Source organism: Desulfuromusa ferrireducens (assembly GCF_055389805.1).
In genome coordinates this window covers 4,308,531-4,327,601 of sequence record NZ_AP042415.1, presented here as the reverse complement: position 1 = coordinate 4,327,601, position 19,071 = coordinate 4,308,531, and the positions used below count along the sequence as shown (strand labels likewise).

Here is a 19,071-nt window from a genome sequence, read left to right as displayed (position 1 = left end):
GTTAGTCATGACGGAAAATGGCGAATCAGAAACGGCCGTAAAAAGTAATGCGCTATTGTTTGAATAACTCTTCAATTTTGTCAATCAGGCTTGTTAGGTCGGTGAGCGGTTTTAGCATGATCTGGTCAGATGTTAAGCCGATGGCCAGTAATTCGCTGGACAAACGATAATCTAACGATCCGGTATGGATGAGGTAACGTAAATTCGGTTGTACCAGGTGCGCTTGCAGGATCATCTGGTCGCCGCTCATTCCAGGAAGGCGTAAATCAGCGAGGAGAAGATCGTATTTTGTGCCTGTTGCCAGTAATCCCAGCGCCTCCTCGGCGTTTTCAGATGTCACGACCTCCATATTGAAATCGCGCAGAAACTCCGCCAGACTTTCTCTGATGGATGCTTCGTCATCAACTATCAATATGCGTCGTACGTTCATTGAATCTCCCTGTAGAGCTAAGTGATCCTATGTTATCGAGATTTTGTCTATTCTTAAAGTAAAATATATTGACTTCATTATCTTCTGGTTTTTGTGCAGAAAAACTCGGCTGGCTCCTGCAATGGGGATTGCAGGAGGGGAGGATCAGCTGAAAACTGTTCCAGATTTAAGTAGCTTGGTAAATTGGCCATCGGGAACCGGTCGACTGAAATGATAACCCTGGAATAATTTGCAGCCTTTCTTCGTGAGAAAGTCTAATTCCAGGGCGGTTTCAACCCCTTCTGCAATAACCTTTAATTCCAGGTGGTTGGCCATGGAGATAATCGTGTCGACAATGACGGCATCGTTGGCATCACTGGCAATATCGCGCACAAATGACTGATCGATTTTGAGGATGTCGAGAGGCATCTGTTGTAGATAGGCCAGCGAGGAGTAGCCAGTGCCGAAGTCATCAATCGATAGCTCGATGCCGAATTGCTTGAGAGCCTGCATTTTTTCGATGGTGTCAATGACATTGTCGATCACCATTCCTTCCGTCAATTCGAGACCGAGCAGGTTCGGGTTCGCGCCGGTTTCTTCCAGGATGCCAATGACCTGTCCGACGAAATCGGGCTGACGGAACTGGCGTGGACTGACATTGACCGCCAGGTGCTGAATTTGTAAACCAGCGTCCTCCCAGACTTTCATGTGTTCACAGGCGGTCCGCAGAACCCACTCGCCGATCGGTAGAATCAGGCCGGTTGCTTCGGCGACTGGAATAAAGGTGGCCGGTGAAATGAAGCCTTTTGTCGGATGATTCCAGCGGATCAGGGTTTCGGCGCCGACAATATTGCCGTGGGTGTCGACCTGTGGCTGGAAAAAAAGAGCGAGTTCCTTTTTTTCCATGGCGTAGCGCAGTTCTTTTTCGATGGCCAACCGCGCATCGGCCGCCGATTGCATACTTGGCAGGAAGAAACGGATGGTATCTCTGCCATCTTCCTTGGCACGATACATGGCTGTATCCGCGTAGCGTAGAATATCGTTGCCCGTTTCGTTATTGTCCTCGCTAGAGGGGAACATGGCGACACCGATACTGGGCGTAATATGCAAAACGTGCTCGTCTATCTGGTATTTCTGCGCCAAACGGGTTTGGATCGCTTCTGCTTTTTGTTGGGCAACCGCAGCGGCATTGACCGGATCCTTGCCGAGGTCGGACAGGAGCATGACAAATTCGTCTCCACCCAGGCGAGATACGGTATCCTCCGCTCGCAAGTCGACGGTCAAACGTTTGGAAACTTCTTTCAATAAGGAATCGCCAACCGGGTGCCCGAGGGAGTCGTTGATGTTTTTAAAACGGTCGAGATCGAGGAACAGCATCGCACCGTAATGAGCGTGACGCCGCGCCCGGGAAATATTTTGTTCCAATCGATCCAAAAGCAGGCGGCGGTTCGGTAGTTCGGTGAGAGCATCGAAATAGGCGAGGTATTCAATCCGTGCCTCAGCCTGTTTGCGCTCGGTAATATCACGCAGGGTGCCACAGATCTTGTCCGGGCTTTTGCCGCTGGTTTCCTGGTAGCGAGCATTGAGTGAGCAGGGGATCAGGGTCCCATCTTTGTCCTGCAAGTAGATTTCGTAATCGGTGACCTGCTCCTCACTGCGAAGCAGAGACATCAGCCGTTCACGGTTTTTTGTACTAGGGAAGATGGTGCCGATGATTTCGCCGAGGATTTCTTCACGCTGGTAAAGAGAGAAGTGAGAAATCGACGGGCTGATCTCGTAGATAGTGCCATCCTGTAGAATTTCGAAATAAACGTCCTGCAGATTCTCAAAAATAAGTCGGTACTTTTCTTCGTTATCTTTGAGCTTATGGTGCGATTGGTTCAGATCGCTCATCGCTTTTTGCAATGCTTCCGTGCGCCGACCGACTTCCTCTTCCAAGTGCTCCTGATAAGCGCGGTTTTCGATAATCAGTCGTGATCGCTCTAAGGCCTGACTGATCGCATGCAACAGCACTGACATGTCCTGAATCGGTTTTAGCAGGTAATTCCAGGCACCGCGGCGGATCGCTTCAACGGCGTCACCGATAACTCCGGTTCCGGAAACGACAATGATCGGGGTGTCCGCCGAGTTTTCTTTGATGAATTGCAGAACTTGCAGTCCGTCGACGTCCGGCATTCGCAGGTCGCACAGCACCAGATCGGGATTTTCCTTCTGGATCAGCTCGATACCTTCGCGACCGTTGGCCGCTTCGATGACATCGTACTCGAAATCCTCCAGGAACAGCCTGAAACTGTCGCGGATGTTTTCTTCATCGTCAATGGTCAGAATGAGAGGATTTTGTCGTTGTTCCATTCTGGAGCCTGCTCCGCAGAGTTAGGGGATACGATGATTTGTTACTGCGCCGTTATTGGCAGTGGTCATATATATAAATTACAGTAGTCTCCACACTTAAGTGAGTCTAACACAGGATGAATCTACTGTTTTTCTGAGAGAACAAATTAACTGACCTTTTTGGCCGCCAGAAGTAAGGAATTATGCTGTAAGCAGGGTTGTTAGTCAATGTTAATTTCGCTAGAAAGAGGCGGGTGTTGGTATTTGTCTGCCGGGATCAAAGGTCCCCGGTCAACTCCTGCAGGAGAAATAACTTGGGATTGACGCCTTTAACAGATCCAATGATCGCTTGCAGACGGGGGAAATCGACCGCTTCCTCGGTGTCACAGCCCTGGAAAAAGGGGTAGCCTTTGGGCAGTTCACAGTATTTTGCCTGTCGCAACAGGGAGACATCGACCAGATCGTTGATCCGGCCGCTGGCTTCCCACGGGTCACGATAATTATACTGCCGGGCGGTGATCTGCAATGCCAGGCCGTTGTCGAAGACCGCTTTGACCTCAAAAGAAAAATCCCGCGGTGATCCGTAGTGCTGATTGCGCCCGGAGCGACTCATGGTTTTTGCTCCGGCCTCTTCCAGGAGCATTTTCAAGCTCTCGTCGGTCATCGGTTGGCTGTTGTCGGTCATCGCTTCTCCTCGCATTGCTCAAGTCTTAATTCAAGTCCCCAGTCGACAGGTTTTTTACCATCGGGGGAGATGACCCACAGGGTTGGAATGTCTGATTGCTCGGGGGCTGGTCCGTAGCCGTCGGTCAGATAGATGATTGCGGCCGGTCGTGGCTGCATTTGCCTTGCATGATCGAAAACCGGTCGCAGGTCAGTGAAGCCACCACCACGGTAAATTTCGGCAATATGCGGACTTCCAGTAAAATGTTCAACCTTCTGGATGCGGCTTCCGGCGTAAATGACCGAGATGCGACTCTGGCGACCAGCCGCGATTTGCAGCAGTTCATGGGCAAAAGATTCGCGCAGTGCTTGCGTGTCGGTTGAATCACTGACATCGATGCCGATGACTAAGTTCAGCAGTTGTTGCTTGCGCAGGCCGGGGGTGGCGTGGCCAAAGCGGCGGTGACTCCGTTTCCAGGTGCCGGTGCGGCCGACCCGGCCGGCGCTGCCGACAAATTGCCGGAGAATCTGTTGCCAGGGAATGGTTGGTGGTGCTAGGTAGCTGCTGAGCAGTGCCTGTAAATCCCCGGGGATTTCGTTGTGACATTTCTTTGCTGCATTGCGAACCATCTGCCGAACGACCTGTTCCGAGAGTGACAGCGGCGTCCGGTCTGCTTCATGCCAATATTGATGATCATCGATGGTGGCGGCTTGCTGCAGGTCCGCTTGTGAACTGTCCGTGGCGGAAGATTTTTGTTCCGCGGTTGTCGGCTGGTCCTGATCTCCCGCGCCATCATCCTGCTGGTTGCCCAGTTGCGGCATCTGTTGCAGCCGCTGGTAATATTCTTCAGCAGCCAGGCCTTCAGCGAGGCGCAGGCGCTGTGGTTGGACCGCTTCAGGGGGCAGGTTTTCAATCGATGGGTTGATCGCCAGGTCGCAGGCCAGATCCCAGTGACGTTGGTTTCTCTCCCGCCGTCGGCAGGGATGCCGATGCAGCACATGTTTGAGCAAGTGCTCCAGCAGCGCTTCCTGTTCCGGGGGAGAAAACAGGGCAAAGCGTCGCGGATCGAAAAACAGCGTCGGCGCCGCATCGATCATGGTGGTGGCGACCGCTCGGGGGCCGGATTGTTGCCGGCGACGGAACTGCAGCAGGAACTGGCCATAAAAGGGCCGGCGCTTCAGCAGCCTGACGATGGCGTCCTGTAGTGGCCTGTCAGGCAACATCCTGGCTGATCCGCTCAATGGTTTCCAGAATGCTGGCGTCGTACTTGTCCTGGCAGAGGATTGCCGCGATCAACGGGTTGCGCAGCAGGGATTTAACCAAGCCGAAACGCATGTCGCGCGGCAGGATATCGATATAAGCAACCAAGGCGTCTTGTTGCGCTGTGGTTAAATCGGCATTGTTTTGCAGGCGGCTGACCAGATCACTGCTGCTGGCCGCCTGCACATCATCGCGCTGCTTCTGCGCGCGCTGCGCAACCTCTGGCCAACGATCAAGAATCTCATCGGCAGATAAAGGCCGCAGGCGCTGTTCGGCACACCACTGCAGAAAGCAGACAGCCGCTTCACGGCCAATCATGCCGCTGTAAACCTCCATCTCCAGTTCTTTCGGGAAACGACAGTGGCGGCGTAGTCGGCTGACCATCTCCCAGGCTCGTTCCGAAGGTTCGACCTGCATGTCAAAGCTCAGATTATTCGCCGAGAGCATCTGCTGGTTACCGGTTATGAACTGGCGAACATCAATGTCGTAGTCTTCCTGATGCGCGTGTCGTGCCCAGCATTCGGCATCAGTTTCCACTTGCAGCACGATCATTCGGTCAAGGAGTGCGCGATCGAGGGGGGTGACCTGATAGCTGCCATCGGGTGGATTGATCGCGACGACCACCCGATGCTGTGGGGCCAAGGTGTGGGTGTGTAATGCGCGCAACTGCCCTTCGCTGGGGGGTTCAACAAATTGAAAAATCGCCTGCAGGGTGTCTTCTTGCTGCGCTCGGTTGAGTTCATCGCAATGGACGATGGTTGGCTGCGCCTCTGCTGCCGGCCACCAACTTGGGCGCGACCAGTGCATCACCTTGTCTTCCCGGTAGGGGATGCCGACCAGATCGCCGACCTCCATCTGCCCGAGCCGTAGCGGGATGTAGCTGCGGCCGAGATCACGACACACCTGAATGATGCCGGCGGTCTTTCCCACTCCGCGGTGACCGACCACGCAGGGGGTCAGATCGGTCTTGGTGATGATCTCCTTGAGGACGATTTTCATCTGTTCAATATTCATAATACACTCACAGGCTATAGGCGACCTAAGTTGTCAGCTATAGATAGCATAGAGCCGGAAATCAAGGCAAGCGCGCAATCCCGTCAAAACCTATTTTACCTGGTGGAATCATCCGCGTCTTTTTTTGCTATGCTGTAAGGCAACGACTCAAACTACTTCTCTGTTGCCGGTGGTGGAAGAAGGCATGACGAATAGACCGTTATCCCGAGTTCGCTGGAATATGTGTGTCGTCCTGTTAGCTCTGCTGACACTGTCGTGGGGGTATTTTGTTTATACTTTTGCCCGGGATTACCGCAGCATTGAAAAGCAGTGCAGTGATAATGTCAGCAGCCTCGCTATCGGGCTTGAAACTCACACTCGGCAAGTGCTTAGGGGGATAAGTCTCCTGCTGCTCGATATTGAGCGGCACTTTACCAATCACCCGCCGCTTGAACTGCAATCGATGTTCAGCGCCTGGATTAAGCGGACTCCGGAACTTGCTGCCTTGGCGGTGATTGATTCCCGCTCTGGCGAGGTTCTCTTTTCCCACAACGGCTTTCCCTTTGCATCGTCACCTTTTGAGTCGACATTTGTTGCCCCGGCTGGCAAAGAACATTCGCTGCAGATTGCAGACGATTTGTATCGCGGACCTGACGGTCAAAACCTGGTAGCGCTGTTTCGTCAGGATCAAAGGGGTGAGCGGCCTCTTTTGGCGGTTGCCTTGTTGCAGGTTGATCATCTGCTTGGGTTTCATCCAGAGACCACCCCGGGTCCGAACGGCTCGGCAGCAATTTTTCATCACAGTGGGTTGTTGTTGGCCCGCCGTCCTCACGGGGAACAGTTGGTCGGTCGTTTTTTTTCCGCTGGTCCGTTGTTCAGCGAGATCTTGCCTGAATCGTCCGAGGGGGTCAACTTGGCCTCCAAATCAACCGATGGGGTCAGTCGGATTGTTGCCTATCGCAAATTGGCCGATTTCCCGCTGGTGGTGACCGTCGGCATTCCTATCGATCGGGCTTTAGCCGATTGGCAAAGTCGTTTGCTAAATTCCTTGATGATCCAGATTGCCGTCAGTCTTACCGTTGTCTTGTCTTTGGTGATGCTGGTCCGCACACTTTCACGGGTCGAAAAGGCCAAACTCGAACTGGAAGAGCGGGAGGAGCATTTTCGCTCGGTGGCAAACTCGTCCGTTGATGCCGTTATTTCTGTTAATCATGCCGAACGCATTCGCTTCTGGAGTTTGGGGGCCGAGCATATATTCAACTGTCCGTCCACTGAGGCCTATGGCATGCCGATCTCTTGTTTTCTGCATTTTGTAACTGATGGAAATCCCTTGACCTTGAATCAATTGCTAGAGAATGTCCTGCCTGGCGCATCACAACGGACCTTCGAAATACAGGGGCAACGTAAAAATGGTGAGGAGTTTCCGACCGAGCTGAGTATTTCGCGCGGTATAGCCGCAGGGCAGTCGCTTTTTACGTTGATTGTCCGGGATGTCACCGAGCGCAAGCAGATGGAGGAGCGGATCCGGCGGCTGGCGAGCCATGATAATCTGACTGGTCTGCCGAACCGCGGCTTGTTGATGGACCGCTTGGATGTGGCGATGGCGCAGGTGCGTCGTCAGGGCGGGCAGTTCGCATTGTTGTTTATCGATCTCGATAAATTCAAACCGGTCAACGATAACTACGGACACGATGCCGGAGACCGGTTGTTGAAACAGGCAACGCAGCGGATGCTGGATACCGTGCGGGCGTCGGATACCGTTGCCCGGGTTGGCGGGGATGAGTTTGCGGTGTTGTTGAGCAATGTTGAGGACGAGGTTTCGGTCAGCAGGGCTTGCGAAACGCTGCTTGCCGCATTGCGCCGCAAGTTCAGTGTCAGCGGCCATCAGGTGATGATCAGCTGTAGTATCGGCGTGGCCTTTTATCACGGTCAGGAACAGACGGCGGTTGAGTTGCTTGGTCGGGCGGATATTGCCATGTATGCCGCCAAGCGGGCCGGCAAGAATCGTTATGCTTTTGCCGACAGCTAGCTGGCATTCATGCGCCAAGCATTCTGCTTTATCGTGAGACCTTTAACAACGCTGGATGGGAGAGTCATGCCTGTCAATTACCGGTTATCCTTTTTTGCTTCTTTGTCGCTGGTGCTTCTTTTCGTTTCTCCTGTGGTCGCATTCGATTTGCGTGAGTTGGTTCGTACTGTCGAGGAGCAATACAGCGGTAAGTCTTCGGCCATCGAACTGGAGATGACGGTCAAGACCGGTCATTGGGAACGGCACCTGAGTATGGAATCCTGGTCTTTGGGGCGCGAGCGCTTTCTGGTGCGGATTCTTTCGCCTGCTAAAGAAAAGGGCGTGGCGACGCTGAAGGTGGAGCGCGAGGTCTGGAACTACCTGCCCAAGGTCGACCGGGTGATCCGCATTCCGCCGTCGATGATGGGTGGTGCCTGGATGGGCAGCCACATTACCAATGACGACCTGGTCAAGGCCAACCATATCGACGAGGATTATGATTTTACCCTGTTGGAAGAAGATGCGCAGCGCTGGACTATCGAGGGAATGCCGAAGCCCGAGGCGGCTGTAATCTGGGGCAAAATTGTTTACTTGCTGCAGAAAGAGCCTCTTGTCCCGCTTGAGGTTGATTATTTTGATGAGGAGGGCGTTCTGGTGCGCAGGATCGTTTTCAACGATGTGCAGATCGTCAGTGGCCGGACTATTCCGTTGCGGATGACCGTGCTGCCGGTGGAGAAACCACAGGAGCAGACGGTCATGCACTACCGCAAGGTGCAGTTCGATGTCGATCTGGGCGCCGATTATTTCTCGCTGCGGCAGTTGAAAGGGCGCCGTTGATGCTTTGGCATCTGGCTCTGCGCAATATCTGGCGTAACCGCCGCCGCACCTTACTGACCCTGTCGGCGATGGTTATTTCTTCGGCGCTGCTGATTCTCTGTCTGGGGATATTCTCCGGCATGCTTAAGGATATGCTCGCCTCTGCCACCGAGCAATACTTTGGTCATCTGGTGATCAGTGCGCAAGGCTATCAGGACGACCGCGACATGTTTACCACCTTCGGCAATGAGAACGATTTAGACTTTTTGCAGCAATCCCAGGTGGTCGGTTTTTCGCCCCGCATGCGCAGTTTCGGACTGCTCTCCTTTCAAAATAACAGTTCGCCGGTCGAGATGCTTGGCATGCGTCCCGAACAAGAACAGACCGTGACCAATCTTCAGGAACACTTGATGGCCGGGACTTATCTGGCCTCTGCCGATAGCAATGGTGCCGTTCTCGGCGCAGGGTTGGCGCGCCGTCTCGGGGTTGTGCCGGGGGACTCTTTGGTCTATGTCACCCAAGCCGCTGATGGCTCCATCGGTAACGACCTGCTCGAGGTGCGTGGGGTTTTTTCCACCGGCGATCAGGGGCACGATAATGCCCTGGTATTGGTGCCGCTGCTCTGGCTGCAGCAGCTGTTGGTTTTGCCCGGGCAGTTGCACGAAATTTCGGTTCGCGTCGACCAGCCGATGCAAGCCGCTGCTTTTGCCGGGCAGCTGCGCAAGCAATTGCCCGAAACGTTAGCAGTTCTTGATTGGGGGGAGATGTTACCGGAAATGCGTGAGGTGGTCGCCAGCTACGATGTTTCGCGGTTGATCATCGTCACGATTCTTTATATTGCCACCGGTCTCGGTATCCTCAATACCTTCTTTATGTCGGTGCTGGAACGGACGCGCGAGTTCGGCGTATTGATGGCGATTGGCATGCGCCCTAGTCAGATCCGCCTGATGGTGTTGCTTGAAACCCTCGCCATGGGGGTTTTGGCCCTGGTTTGCGGAGTCATCCTCGGACTTTTGCTGACCCTTTATATGGCCCGGGTCGGTGTTGATCTCTCCGACTCGCTGACGCCGATCACCTATGCCGGTGGCACCATCTTGCCGCGCCTGCACGCCGTACTGGAGCCGGGGAATATCCTGCTGCCGGCCATCATCTTGTTGCTGGTCTGTTTGCTGGCCGGCTTTCTTCCCGCCAACCGCGCTGCCCGCATGCAGCCGGTTGTCGCGATTCGCGAGGAATAAGCATGGAGCTGTTTATTCTCGCCTGGAAGAACCTCTGGCGCAGCCGTCGCCGGACCCTGATTACCCTGGCAGCGCTCAGCTTCAGTCTGATGTTGGTGCAAGGCTTTCACAATCTTTCTTATGGCGTCTATTCGGCGATGATCGACAGCGGTGTGCGGGCCGGCAGCGGACACTTGGTGGTCTACCATCAGGACTATGTCGATAGCCGCGACGAAAAGTTTTCCTTCGATCCACAGCAACTGGCTGCGCAAATCGAACAACTCGAAGGTGTCGAGGCGGTGCTGCCGCGTCTTTACCTGCCCGGGTTGGCGCAGTCGAGTCGCGAAAGTCGCGGGGTTTTGCTGACCGGGGTGGTGCCGCAGCTAGAGCAACGGATCAACCCTTTTTTGCGTGACCTGCCGGCCACGCAGCAGTTGCCGTCGCTGAGTGGTCGGCAGGCGATTCTCGGCAGTCGCTTGCTCAAAGAGTTGCAGTTGCGGCCGGGCAACAAGTTTGTCGTTACTCTGCAGCGCCGCAGTGGAGAGCTGGCCAGCGAGATGTTTCGCGTTCATGGTGTGGTGACCACCGGAATCAAGGCGATTGATAAATCTCTGTTGCTGGTTGGCCAGGAGCGGGCAGCCGCTTTTGCCGGAATCCCCGGGGAAATTCACGAACTCGCCGTGGTGCTTAAAAATCAACAGGCCGATCGCTCCGTTTACCCGGTTATGCAGCAACGCTTGGCTGGGCGTCCGCAGCTCAGGGCGTTGTCGTGGGATGAAGCGATGCCGAACCTGTCGAATGCTATCAAACTGGATTACGCCAGCCAGAAGTTCATTTTTATTATCATGCTGCTGATCGTGACGATCGGTGTCATCAATACCTTGCTGATGTCGGTCATGGAGAGGTTTCGCGAGTTCGGTGTGCTCCTCGCTATCGGTGCCAGCACCACCCGTCTGCGGCTGCTGGTATTTATCGAGGCGCTGTTGCTCGGCCTGGTATCGATGCTGATCGGCAGTCTTTTCGGTTCATTGCTGACCTGGTACCTGCAGGCGGTCGGTATCGATCTGCGTGACTTTATAGAAGAAAACCTCGAATTTGGCGGCGTGGTCTTCGATCCAATCATGCGCGCGGCATGGGATCTGCCCTACATGTTGCAGATTGCTGGATTTATGCTGCTGCTCTCGCTGTCGGCTGCGGTCTATCCAGCGGTTAAGGCGGGGCGTATTTTACCAGCAGAGGCCTTGCGTCACCACTGACTCAAGCAGTGATTACGGAGAAATTGACAGATGTCCTTGATTGAACTCGAATCGGTCTGCAAGAACTATCCACTTGGCAACCAGCAGGTGGTGGCTGTGGCGGATTTGTCGCTACAGATTGAAGCGGGAGAATTTACCGTTTTAGCCGGACCTTCCGGCAGCGGGAAAACCACGCTGTTGAATATGATCGGCTGCCTTGATCGTCCGACCAGCGGGCAGGTTTGGCTCAACGGGCAGGAGGTCGGACAGGCCACGGCGAAAGATTTGTCGCAACTGCGGCTGAACAAAATCGGTTTTATCTTCCAGTCTTACAATTTGATCCCGGTGTTGACTGCCGCGGAGAACGCTGAATTTACCCTGATGCTGATGGGGATTGATAAACGACAACGCCGTCAGCGAATCGTCTCTCTGTTTGACGATCTTGGCTTGCAGGGGTTGGAAAACCGCAAGCCGTCCGATCTCTCTGGGGGGCAGCAGCAACGGGTTGCCATCGCCCGGGCGATGGCCTCTGAACCGGCGGTGATTCTGGCCGATGAGCCGACCGCAAGCCTCGACACGCAGGCCAGCGAAGATCTGTTGGCGTTGATGAAACAGTTTAACGAGAACAAGGGGACAACCTTCATCTTCAGCTCCCACGATCCACTGGTTATTTCCCACGCCCGGCGGGTGGTCAGCCTGCGTGACGGTCGTCTGGAGTCGGATCGTTGAAACGGGTTGTCATCGCTTTGCTGCTGTTACTGTTGTTTCCGCTGTTGGCTTGTGCCGAACTGCTCAGCGAATCGACCGTCAGTGGCTATCTGAAGTCCTCCAATCTCTATCTTGACCGACTGCCGGCTGATAGTGCCGAAGGTCTTGTCTCATCGGCACGTTTCCGCCTCGATTTAACCAGCCGGTTGTTGGGTCGCGTTGATTTGCAGCTTTCCGTCGAGCAACAACTGCTCTGGACCGATCCGCCGGGGTTTCTTGGGTTGCCGCAGGATTCGGTCAACCGGGTCTTCGATGCGGAAAAAAGCTGGAACCGGCAGGGGCGGGCGGCATCTCAGTTACAGCTTGATCGCTTTAACCTGCAGGGAGAATTGGGAGCGTGGCACTGGACCTTTGGTCGCCAGGCGATCGGTTTCGGTAATATCAGCCTGTTCTCGCCGCTTGATGTGATTGCTCCCTTTGCGCCCGATGCCATCGATGTTGATGTGCGGCCCGGTGTCGATGCCCTGCGTCTCGGTCGATATTTCGGTATGGCCGGGCAGTTTTCGGCGCTTGCGGTCTTCGGTGACCGACCGGTGCATAATAGCTATCTGTTGACTTTTGGCGAGAACATCGGCCAGCTCGATCTGCTGCTGTTGGCCGGTTCGTTGCGAGATCGGCCGATGGTCGCTTTCGGCCTCGCCGGGGAACTCGGAGAATTGGGACTAAAAGGGGAACTCAGCTGGTATCGCGGGACACGGGTTGGGTTGCCCGACGGTGATCGTAACGGGGATTTTGCCATCGCTGCATTAGAAAGCTGGTATCGCTTTGACGGTGGTTTGGTGCTGATAGCTGAATACCTTTATAACGGTATCGGCAGTAACGACCCTGCTTTGTATCCACTGGTGGCGCAATCTGCGCCGATCCGTGAGGGGGTGAGCTTCCTGCTCGGACGCCACTATCTGCTGGTTGGTCCCTCTTACGAACTGCACCCGCTGGTGACTGGTAGTGGCTTGTTGATCTTTAATTTGCAGGATGAATCCAGCCTGCTGCGCCCGCAACTGTCTGTCTCGTTGGCGGATAACCTGCAACTTGACCTGTACTGGTCATTTGCCCTCGGCGATAAGCCGCAGTTTGATCCCCTTAGCGCAGGGCTGAAGATAAACAGTGAATTCGGATCGGTGGGGGACAGCGGCGGCGCTTTGCTGCGCTGGTATTTCTGAACCTTTTTTGCAGTGACCCGGCTTGACAATGCCCTCATTAAAGGTAGATTCGAAGTGATAGGGGGGCTTCACGATTCTCGTATGTGATGCCCTTTGGCTATGCTCTTGACAAGGGAGGTTGTAAATGGAGAGTAAGGAGCTAAAAAGAGTCCTGGCTAGCCTGAGTATTGCGACCCTGGTGTCTGCAGGTGGAATGATGGTTCCGCCACCGGCACAGGCTGGCAGTGGTTGAGGCGGCAAAGGCGACGGCGCGGTTCGCGCTGAAAAACAAGGAACAAGTGGTTGAGGTGGTCAAACTAAAGGTGCCGTGAGCACCGATGAAAAGAAAAAAGCTGCGGGAAGTGGCTGCAGCGGGACCAAAGATGGTGCCATGAGCACCGATGAAGAGGTAAAACCTGCGGAAAGTGGCGGTAGCGGGATCAAAGATGATGCCGTGAGCACAGATATAGAGAAAAAACCTGCGGGGAGTGGTTGAGGGGGTAGCAAATAATCAGTACCGTGAGTACTGAAACAGAAGTTTTAATATCGATGCAGGACTGTTGAAGCCGCGGATTGGTTTGCCCCCGGGGGGCCGCCAATCCGCTTTTCCATGGTGATCTATGGCAGCGTGTTTAGAGAAGATATTTCCGATCAGTTGGGGGTATTTGTCGCGGAGGGCACAGGTGCAACTGGCATCAACTTCCCCAGAAGAGTTGCCGGCGCAACTGCGAGCTTTCGCTGCGGATGGGATCTGTGTCACTTATCTTCCTGATTTGGCGAGAGTCGAGTTGGCGCGTTACCGGCTACAGAGTCTGTTGCCGATCGTGGTTACTCCTGCTAAACAGCTTCAGGTAAACCCTCACTTGGAACTGGTTGCGGTTGACTGGCATCCTCTGCTTCCTCTTTTAGAGGGAGGGCAGGTCACACCGCTGGCATCAAGTCGATACCTGCTGTTCTGGGTGCCCCCCCGGACCGGCACGATCTGTCAGGCCTTAGCCAGTGAGGCTGAACTGCTGGCACTCAAGATTGTCGTTGAAAATCTTGATCCGCTGGAAATCGCCAGTGACAGTGGTCGGCCCGTGGGCGAAATCGACCAAGCCCTGGAAAGGGCGGTCAACCGCGGACTATTGGTGGCGCTGCCGTCAAAATTGCAGCGTGATCAGAGCGGTTTTTCTGTTCCTCCAGCCACCCCGGAAAAATTTCGGCAGGCCGAGTCCTTTACCTTGCAGTGGCATATTACTCATCGTTGTGATCTTCATTGCCGTCATTGTTATGATCGCAGTCGGCGGGAGGATGTTGGTCTGTCCCAGGGGATTGATGTTCTAAATCAGATGCGGCAGTTTTGTCTCGACCACCATGTCTACGGTCAGGTCTCATTTTCGGGTGGTAACCCTTTCATGCACTCCGACTTTTTCCAACTTTATCAGGCTGCCCATGAGCGCAATCTGAATCTTGCTATTCTAGGCAACCCGGTTCCGGAAGCACAGTTGGATGAACTGCTAATGATTGCTAAACCGGTCTTTTATCAGGTGAGTCTGGAAGGATTGCGTGAGCACAATGATCTGATCCGCGGAACGGGCAACTTCGAGGCGGTTCTTGAGTTTCTCGATTTGTTACAGCGTAAAAATATCTATTCGATGGTGATGCTGACTCTGACGCAGGCCAATCTAGATCAGGTCCTTCCGTTAGCGGAGGTTCTGCGAGACCGAGTCGATCTGTTTACTTTCAACCGGCTAGCGATGGTTGGAGAAGGTGCAAACCTTGAGTCTCCCCGCCCGGAAGACTACCGTCTGTTTATCCCGGACTATCTGCAGGCTCAAGTTGAAAATCCAGCCATGGCGCTGAAAGACAGTCTGATTAATATTGAGCGCGAGAAACAGCAGTCCGGTTTGTTCGGCGGGTGTACTGGCTTTGGTTGCGGGGCCGCGTTTAACTTTTTTTCTCTGCTGCCGGATGGGCAGGTCCACGCCTGTCGTAAATTTCCATCGCCGATTGGCGATATCAATCGACAGAGTTTCTCGGAGATTTACTATTCCAGTCCGGCCAAGGCCTATCGGCGGGGTTGTCAGGAGTGTGAGGGGTGCAGGTTGCGGGCAAATTGCGGTGGTTGTTTGGCCGTAGCCCATGGCTTTGGTTTGGATCCCCTGGTGAAGAAGGATCCGGGTTGTTTTATTGATGAGGACAGCGGCGGCGCTTTGCTGGGTTAATGTTTTTAATCTGTCTGCACGGCAACGCCGGCCGGCAAAGGACGTTTTTTCGTTAGCAGGAGAGTCCTTTCATGATTGTTTCTGTTTCGACCTGCAAAATTTCCAGCCCTTCCTCTGTCAGGTAAAACTTGTTCCAGAGGTTCTGATTGATTTTCTGCTCGATCTTTTCATCGTTACAGCCATAACCGATTCGATAGGTGATCAGGTTGGCGAGGTGGACAGCGTCAACGATTTCCGGTTCAATCGGAGAGGATGCCGGATCGTGGTGCAGCTGGATAGCGCTGACGATAAAATGGGGCAGGGCCCACCATTCAGCGAGGAAGCTCCCAAGTTCGGCATGGGTGGTTCTTAATGTCTCGGTTTCGATCTCGTAGAGGGGGCAACCGCGTTGTTTGGACTCTTGGAGGGCGGTAGAAAACGATTGGCTGAAATGACTGGCCGCAACCAGTTTGCCGATGTCGTGGAGCAGTCCGGCGATAAAAACCCGATCCTGCAAGTCGCTATTTGAACTGTGCAGTGATTTTATCAACAGACGGGCGATGATTGCCGTGGCAATCGAGTGAGACTTGAAACGTTTGAGGTCAAAACCATCAATCTGCGGTGTTGCGCTGGCCATGCTCTGGCTGACGGATTCGGAGAGAATCAGGTTGATCACAATATCGGTGCCAAGAACGACAATCGCTTTTTTTATCGTGTCGACCCGAAAACGCTGACCAAACAGAGCAGAGTTGGCCCAATGTAGCAGGGTGCTCGACATGGCAACATCAAGTCCGATGATATCAGCCATCTTTTCGATATTGACATCATCATCCAGAATGCAATTCTGGACTTGAGAGTAGCTTTCCGGCAGGGCTGGTAGCAGTGGAATCGAATTGATAATGGTCTGGAATTTCTGGCTGTGCTTTTTTTGCTGGGCGCTTTGACGTAAGGCGCTGCGGATAATTTCCTTCAGCTCCTGGTCGATCCAGGGCTTGGGGATAATCTGCTGGGCGTAGCCTTCGGTCAGGGCTTTGGAGACCTTCTCTTTTTTTGCAAAGCCGGTCAGAAACAATCTGATCACGCTGGGGTGATTTTTTTTAACCTCGGCTAGCAGCTCACAGCCGTCCATTTCCGGCATCATCACATCGGAGACCAAGAGGTCAAACTTTTCTTTTGCCAGTAGTTCCAGTGCCTCTTTGGCCGAGAGCACAAAATGACAGTCCCATTTTTCATCAATCAAGAGACGTTTCAAGGCGCTGAGAATGCTTGCCTCGTCGTCCACAAAGAGTATTTTTTCAGCTTGTTCAGTCATCTGCTATGCCTGGTCTGTAGGATGTGGTGGAAGGCCAGTATTTTGGCTAAAAATGGCTCGACCCATCTAATGTTAGCGGAATCTTTCAACTTGCCAAGAGCTTAGCTCTTTTTTTACGTTAGAGCAAGCACACATTGTTTGCTGTGTGAGGTGTCTGTTGAGTGATTTCTTGATCTTGTCCGGGGGCAATTTAGATCACCAGTTTTGGCCCATCGGTCCGGAGTTTTAATAATTCACAGTTTTCATAGCAAATCTGCCTGAATTCTGCGGAAATTCGTTTGTCAACGGCAGCACTTTTCCAGAAGAATATTGCCGCATCCAAAGCGCTGGGCAGGTCTGCCGCCGCTTCATTACGAACCGGCGGTGGAGTGAACAGACGCAGTGGAATTTCACCTGCAACCGGCTCGTAGAGAGTTGGTCGGGTTCCGTAGGCAGGGGCCAGAATGTAGTTGTCTTTTTGGTGAGGGATCAGCGAAATATTGCCGAAATGTTGGTTGGTGTTGGCAATCAGGTCACTAAATAGGGATAGCCAACGCAGTTTGCGTGCATCCTCACTACTGATGACGCCGATGTTTTCGAGGCGGATTGCCGCATCGATCCAGTTGTCACAGGGGGCCTGCAGACGTGAGTGTAATGCTCGCAGGGAGAGCATCGGCAGCCGGCCGAGGGTTCCGCGCCGATCAAATCTTTTCAGGGCGAGAAAAGCCTGGTGCCCGGCAATGACCAAGCGTGATCGCGCGGCGGTAAAGCCGGCTATGCGGATTGCTTCCAGGGCCAGGTGCTCACAAATCAGCAGGTCGGCATAGCGGCGTGCTTCTTTGCTTTCGACTGCTGGAGAAAATTTGATCACCATGTGGCACGGAGTTCCCTGGTCATCGACGCAAACGGCAAACTTTGGCTGTTCTCCACCGATCTGGGCACTGTCCATCTCTCCTGCCAGGGTTTTTTGCGCCAGTTGTGGGTATTTCCAGTTGCGTGAGTCAAGGTCGGGTATCGGGGCCATCTCCCGCGCCAAGGTAAAGTAGCGCGCCAGGGACTCTTCGCCGATCAACAGGTTGCCGATGCGGTCTTCGCCACACTGACTGGTGGCATAGAGCATGTCATCCTCGCTCCAATCGGCAAGTTTGCGTGGCAGGGTCAGGAGTTCGCTTTGCCGGTAGGCAAAGGAACGGGCACCAAAGCCACTCAATTGCAGGTCGAGCAAGAACCAGGGTGGGCCGCTGAACAGTTCTCCCTCGTTGGCTGTGTCCTCCCACCAGTATTGGCCTCCCCGAAGGGCTGTCAGGTGGCCATGTAATTTGGCATCGCCGCGCGGGTCGATGATGTAAATTGGAAATCGGCTGATTTTATCGTGGATTTTACGTGGCAGGCCGTAGCAGGTGGCGCGGCCTTTGCCCATGACGACAATCTCGTTGTTCATACTGTTGATCAGGCGTGACAGGGTCGGTTGACTGACATTGAGCCCTTGCATCAGTTCACGCGAACCGAGGGCCCTGTCACCCAAGAGAAGGCGTAGCTCCTGCTGCTGCTTTTCACGCATGAAGATCTCCAGATGAATAGATGGTTGAATATAAAAATAACCGATAATCCCCCTAAAACAAGCGATCTAATATTAATTTTGAATTGAAGTGTGTTGGTTTTTTTAAGGAAGGGGAGGGTAACTTGCGGGAATTATAGTTGTGTTACTGCTGGCGATATCGGCGGGTTTCTAGTTTGCTCAATCTTGAGCGGTTGCTGGTGTCGGGGAGGGGACGGCCCTGCAGGAGGCTTTATTTGTGCCGCCCTGCTTTTGGGCGGGCACAAATAAAGCTAATTTCAAAATGATGCGGCGGGATTGATCCGTACTGCATGCTAGAAACTATTGTAGGAGCGCTTCTTTCGCGAAATCTTGCCGACCAGCCAACCGACCAGGAAAACACCACCCCCAGCCAGAAACCACTGAATCATATTCGAGCGATGGAAGCCCTTGTTCTCTTCCTGCAGCACTGTCAGTTCGGTAAGGAACTGGCTGTTTTCTTCGAGGAGATGATCGCGTTCATTGGTCAGGTTGATGACATTCCCCGCCTGCTTTTGTAGCTGCTCATACTCAGCACTGACTTTTTTAAACTGCTGTCTGGACTGTGTCAGATTCTCGGTGAGTTCCTTGATTTGAGATTGGCTGGAGGTTGCCTGCCCGGAGGTTTGTTGAAACTCCAGTAATTGTTGTTGAAGACGTTTTTCCAGGGTTTCCTTCTGCTTTTTTAAGCGGGAAATCTGGGTTGCTTTCGGAAGCTCTTTGCTGACGTATTGTTTGCTGACATAGCCTTCAACCCCCTTGCTGGTGCGAACCTTGACGAAGGTCGCATCCTCGTCGAGGATTTCCACCGGGCTTGCGGTCGGCAAACTGGCCAAGGTTGTATAGTTCTTGGTTTTGTTGCTGCGGACAGTGACGACCAGATAGTCTGAAACATAGCGGGTCTCGGCGTATGCAGCAGTCGTAAGAGCTAGCAGGAGAACGCTGGTTAGAAATGAAACAAAAGAGATTTTCATAGGGGCCCCCAGAAACTTGACCATTTAGGATTGACAACCACGCGATATTACAGTTCTGGTTGGATAATTTCAATAATTTCTTCTCGGTCGGGGCTGCTATTATTGGATTTGTTGTCAGCTCTGCCCGCTTTCGTAACCGATTTGCATATAGCTGTAAAGATAATCATGGCTAATGACGATACAATTCTGATAATTTTACTTTAC

The 19,071-nt window shown here is 53.5% G+C and carries 16 protein-coding genes and 1 pseudogene; 9 read left to right on the top strand and 8 right to left on the bottom strand.

Going from position 1 to position 19,071, the window contains the following annotated elements:
- Positions 1–52 precede the first annotated feature (52 nt).
- The 5 genes from ACZ5PT_RS19405 to ACZ5PT_RS19385 all read right to left on the bottom strand — a co-directional run bounded on the left by ACZ5PT_RS19405 (position 53) and on the right by ACZ5PT_RS19385 (position 5,678).
- Entirely contained in the window at positions 53–430 is a 378-nt protein-coding gene (locus ACZ5PT_RS19405; RefSeq protein ID WP_464264662.1) for a response regulator, read from the bottom strand.
- A gap of 144 nt (positions 431–574) precedes the next feature.
- On the bottom strand, positions 575–2,761 hold the full coding sequence (locus ACZ5PT_RS19400) for an EAL domain-containing protein (protein WP_464264661.1): 2,187 nt from the start codon (positions 2,759–2,761) through the stop codon (positions 575–577).
- 256 nt (positions 2,762–3,017) lie between these two features.
- A complete protein-coding gene (locus ACZ5PT_RS19395; protein WP_464264660.1) occupies positions 3,018–3,425 on the bottom strand; it encodes a hypothetical protein in 408 nt (135 codons plus the stop codon).
- Entirely contained in the window at positions 3,422–4,627 is a 1,206-nt protein-coding gene (locus tag ACZ5PT_RS19390) for a vWA domain-containing protein (protein WP_464264659.1), read from the bottom strand. Before ACZ5PT_RS19390 ends, ACZ5PT_RS19395 begins: the two co-directional genes overlap by 4 nt.
- A complete protein-coding gene (locus ACZ5PT_RS19385) occupies positions 4,617–5,678 on the bottom strand; it encodes an AAA family ATPase (protein ID WP_464264658.1) in 1,062 nt (353 codons plus the stop codon). The genes ACZ5PT_RS19390 and ACZ5PT_RS19385 overlap by 11 nt, the downstream gene beginning before the upstream one ends.
- 184 nt (positions 5,679–5,862) lie before the next feature.
- Here ACZ5PT_RS19385 and ACZ5PT_RS19380 point away from each other — a divergent pair, with 184 nt between their 5' ends.
- From ACZ5PT_RS19380 to sbtM, 9 genes and pseudogenes are all read left to right on the top strand, one after another.
- On the top strand, positions 5,863–7,686 hold the full coding sequence (locus ACZ5PT_RS19380) for a diguanylate cyclase domain-containing protein (RefSeq protein WP_464264657.1): 1,824 nt from the start codon (positions 5,863–5,865) through the stop codon (positions 7,684–7,686).
- Positions 7,687–7,752: 66 nt separating this feature from the next.
- Positions 7,753–8,502 carry an outer membrane lipoprotein-sorting protein gene (locus tag ACZ5PT_RS19375; RefSeq protein WP_464264656.1) on the top strand — a complete coding sequence of 250 codons (750 nt, stop codon included), beginning with the start codon at positions 7,753–7,755 and terminating at the stop codon, positions 8,500–8,502.
- Positions 8,502–9,719 carry an ABC transporter permease gene (locus ACZ5PT_RS19370; RefSeq protein ID WP_464264655.1) on the top strand — a complete coding sequence of 406 codons (1,218 nt, stop codon included), beginning with the start codon at positions 8,502–8,504 and terminating at the stop codon, positions 9,717–9,719. Before ACZ5PT_RS19375 ends, ACZ5PT_RS19370 begins: the two co-directional genes overlap by 1 nt.
- Before the next feature lie 2 nt (positions 9,720–9,721).
- Positions 9,722–10,954 carry an ABC transporter permease gene (locus ACZ5PT_RS19365; protein WP_464264654.1) on the top strand — a complete coding sequence of 411 codons (1,233 nt, stop codon included), beginning with the start codon at positions 9,722–9,724 and terminating at the stop codon, positions 10,952–10,954.
- A gap of 30 nt (positions 10,955–10,984) precedes the next feature.
- Positions 10,985–11,662, top strand: a complete 678-nt coding sequence (locus tag ACZ5PT_RS19360) for an ABC transporter ATP-binding protein (protein WP_464264653.1) — start codon at positions 10,985–10,987, stop codon at positions 11,660–11,662.
- Positions 11,659–12,861 (top strand): hypothetical protein, encoded by a 1,203-nt coding sequence (locus ACZ5PT_RS19355; protein WP_464264652.1) that lies wholly within the window; start codon positions 11,659–11,661, stop codon positions 12,859–12,861. The genes ACZ5PT_RS19360 and ACZ5PT_RS19355 overlap by 4 nt, the downstream gene beginning before the upstream one ends.
- 124 nt (positions 12,862–12,985) lie before the next feature.
- Positions 12,986–13,090: pseudogene (gene sbtA / locus ACZ5PT_RS19350) on the top strand (SbtA family thio(seleno)oxazole RiPP natural product precursor); the annotation flags it as partial.
- Positions 13,091–13,168: 78 nt separating this feature from the next.
- Positions 13,169–13,336: a hypothetical protein gene (locus ACZ5PT_RS19345; RefSeq protein WP_464264651.1), complete on the top strand. Its 168-nt coding sequence runs from the start codon at positions 13,169–13,171 to the stop codon at positions 13,334–13,336.
- 124 nt (positions 13,337–13,460) lie between these two features.
- Positions 13,461–15,047 carry a thio(seleno)oxazole modification radical SAM maturase SbtM gene (gene sbtM / locus ACZ5PT_RS19340; protein ID WP_464264650.1) on the top strand — a complete coding sequence of 529 codons (1,587 nt, stop codon included), beginning with the start codon at positions 13,461–13,463 and terminating at the stop codon, positions 15,045–15,047.
- 52 nt (positions 15,048–15,099) lie between these two features.
- Here the strand turns inward: sbtM and ACZ5PT_RS19335 are convergent, their stop codons facing one another.
- From ACZ5PT_RS19335 to ACZ5PT_RS19325, 3 genes are all read right to left on the bottom strand, one after another.
- On the bottom strand, positions 15,100–16,338 hold the full coding sequence (locus tag ACZ5PT_RS19335) for an HDOD domain-containing protein (protein ID WP_464264649.1): 1,239 nt from the start codon (positions 16,336–16,338) through the stop codon (positions 15,100–15,102).
- 190 nt (positions 16,339–16,528) lie between these two features.
- A complete protein-coding gene (locus tag ACZ5PT_RS19330; protein WP_464264648.1) occupies positions 16,529–17,878 on the bottom strand; it encodes a HipA domain-containing protein in 1,350 nt (449 codons plus the stop codon).
- A 311-nt stretch (positions 17,879–18,189) separates the two neighbouring features.
- Positions 18,190–18,867: a TIGR04211 family SH3 domain-containing protein gene (locus tag ACZ5PT_RS19325; protein WP_464264647.1), complete on the bottom strand. Its 678-nt coding sequence runs from the start codon at positions 18,865–18,867 to the stop codon at positions 18,190–18,192.
- Between the last annotated feature and the right edge of the window lie 204 nt (positions 18,868–19,071).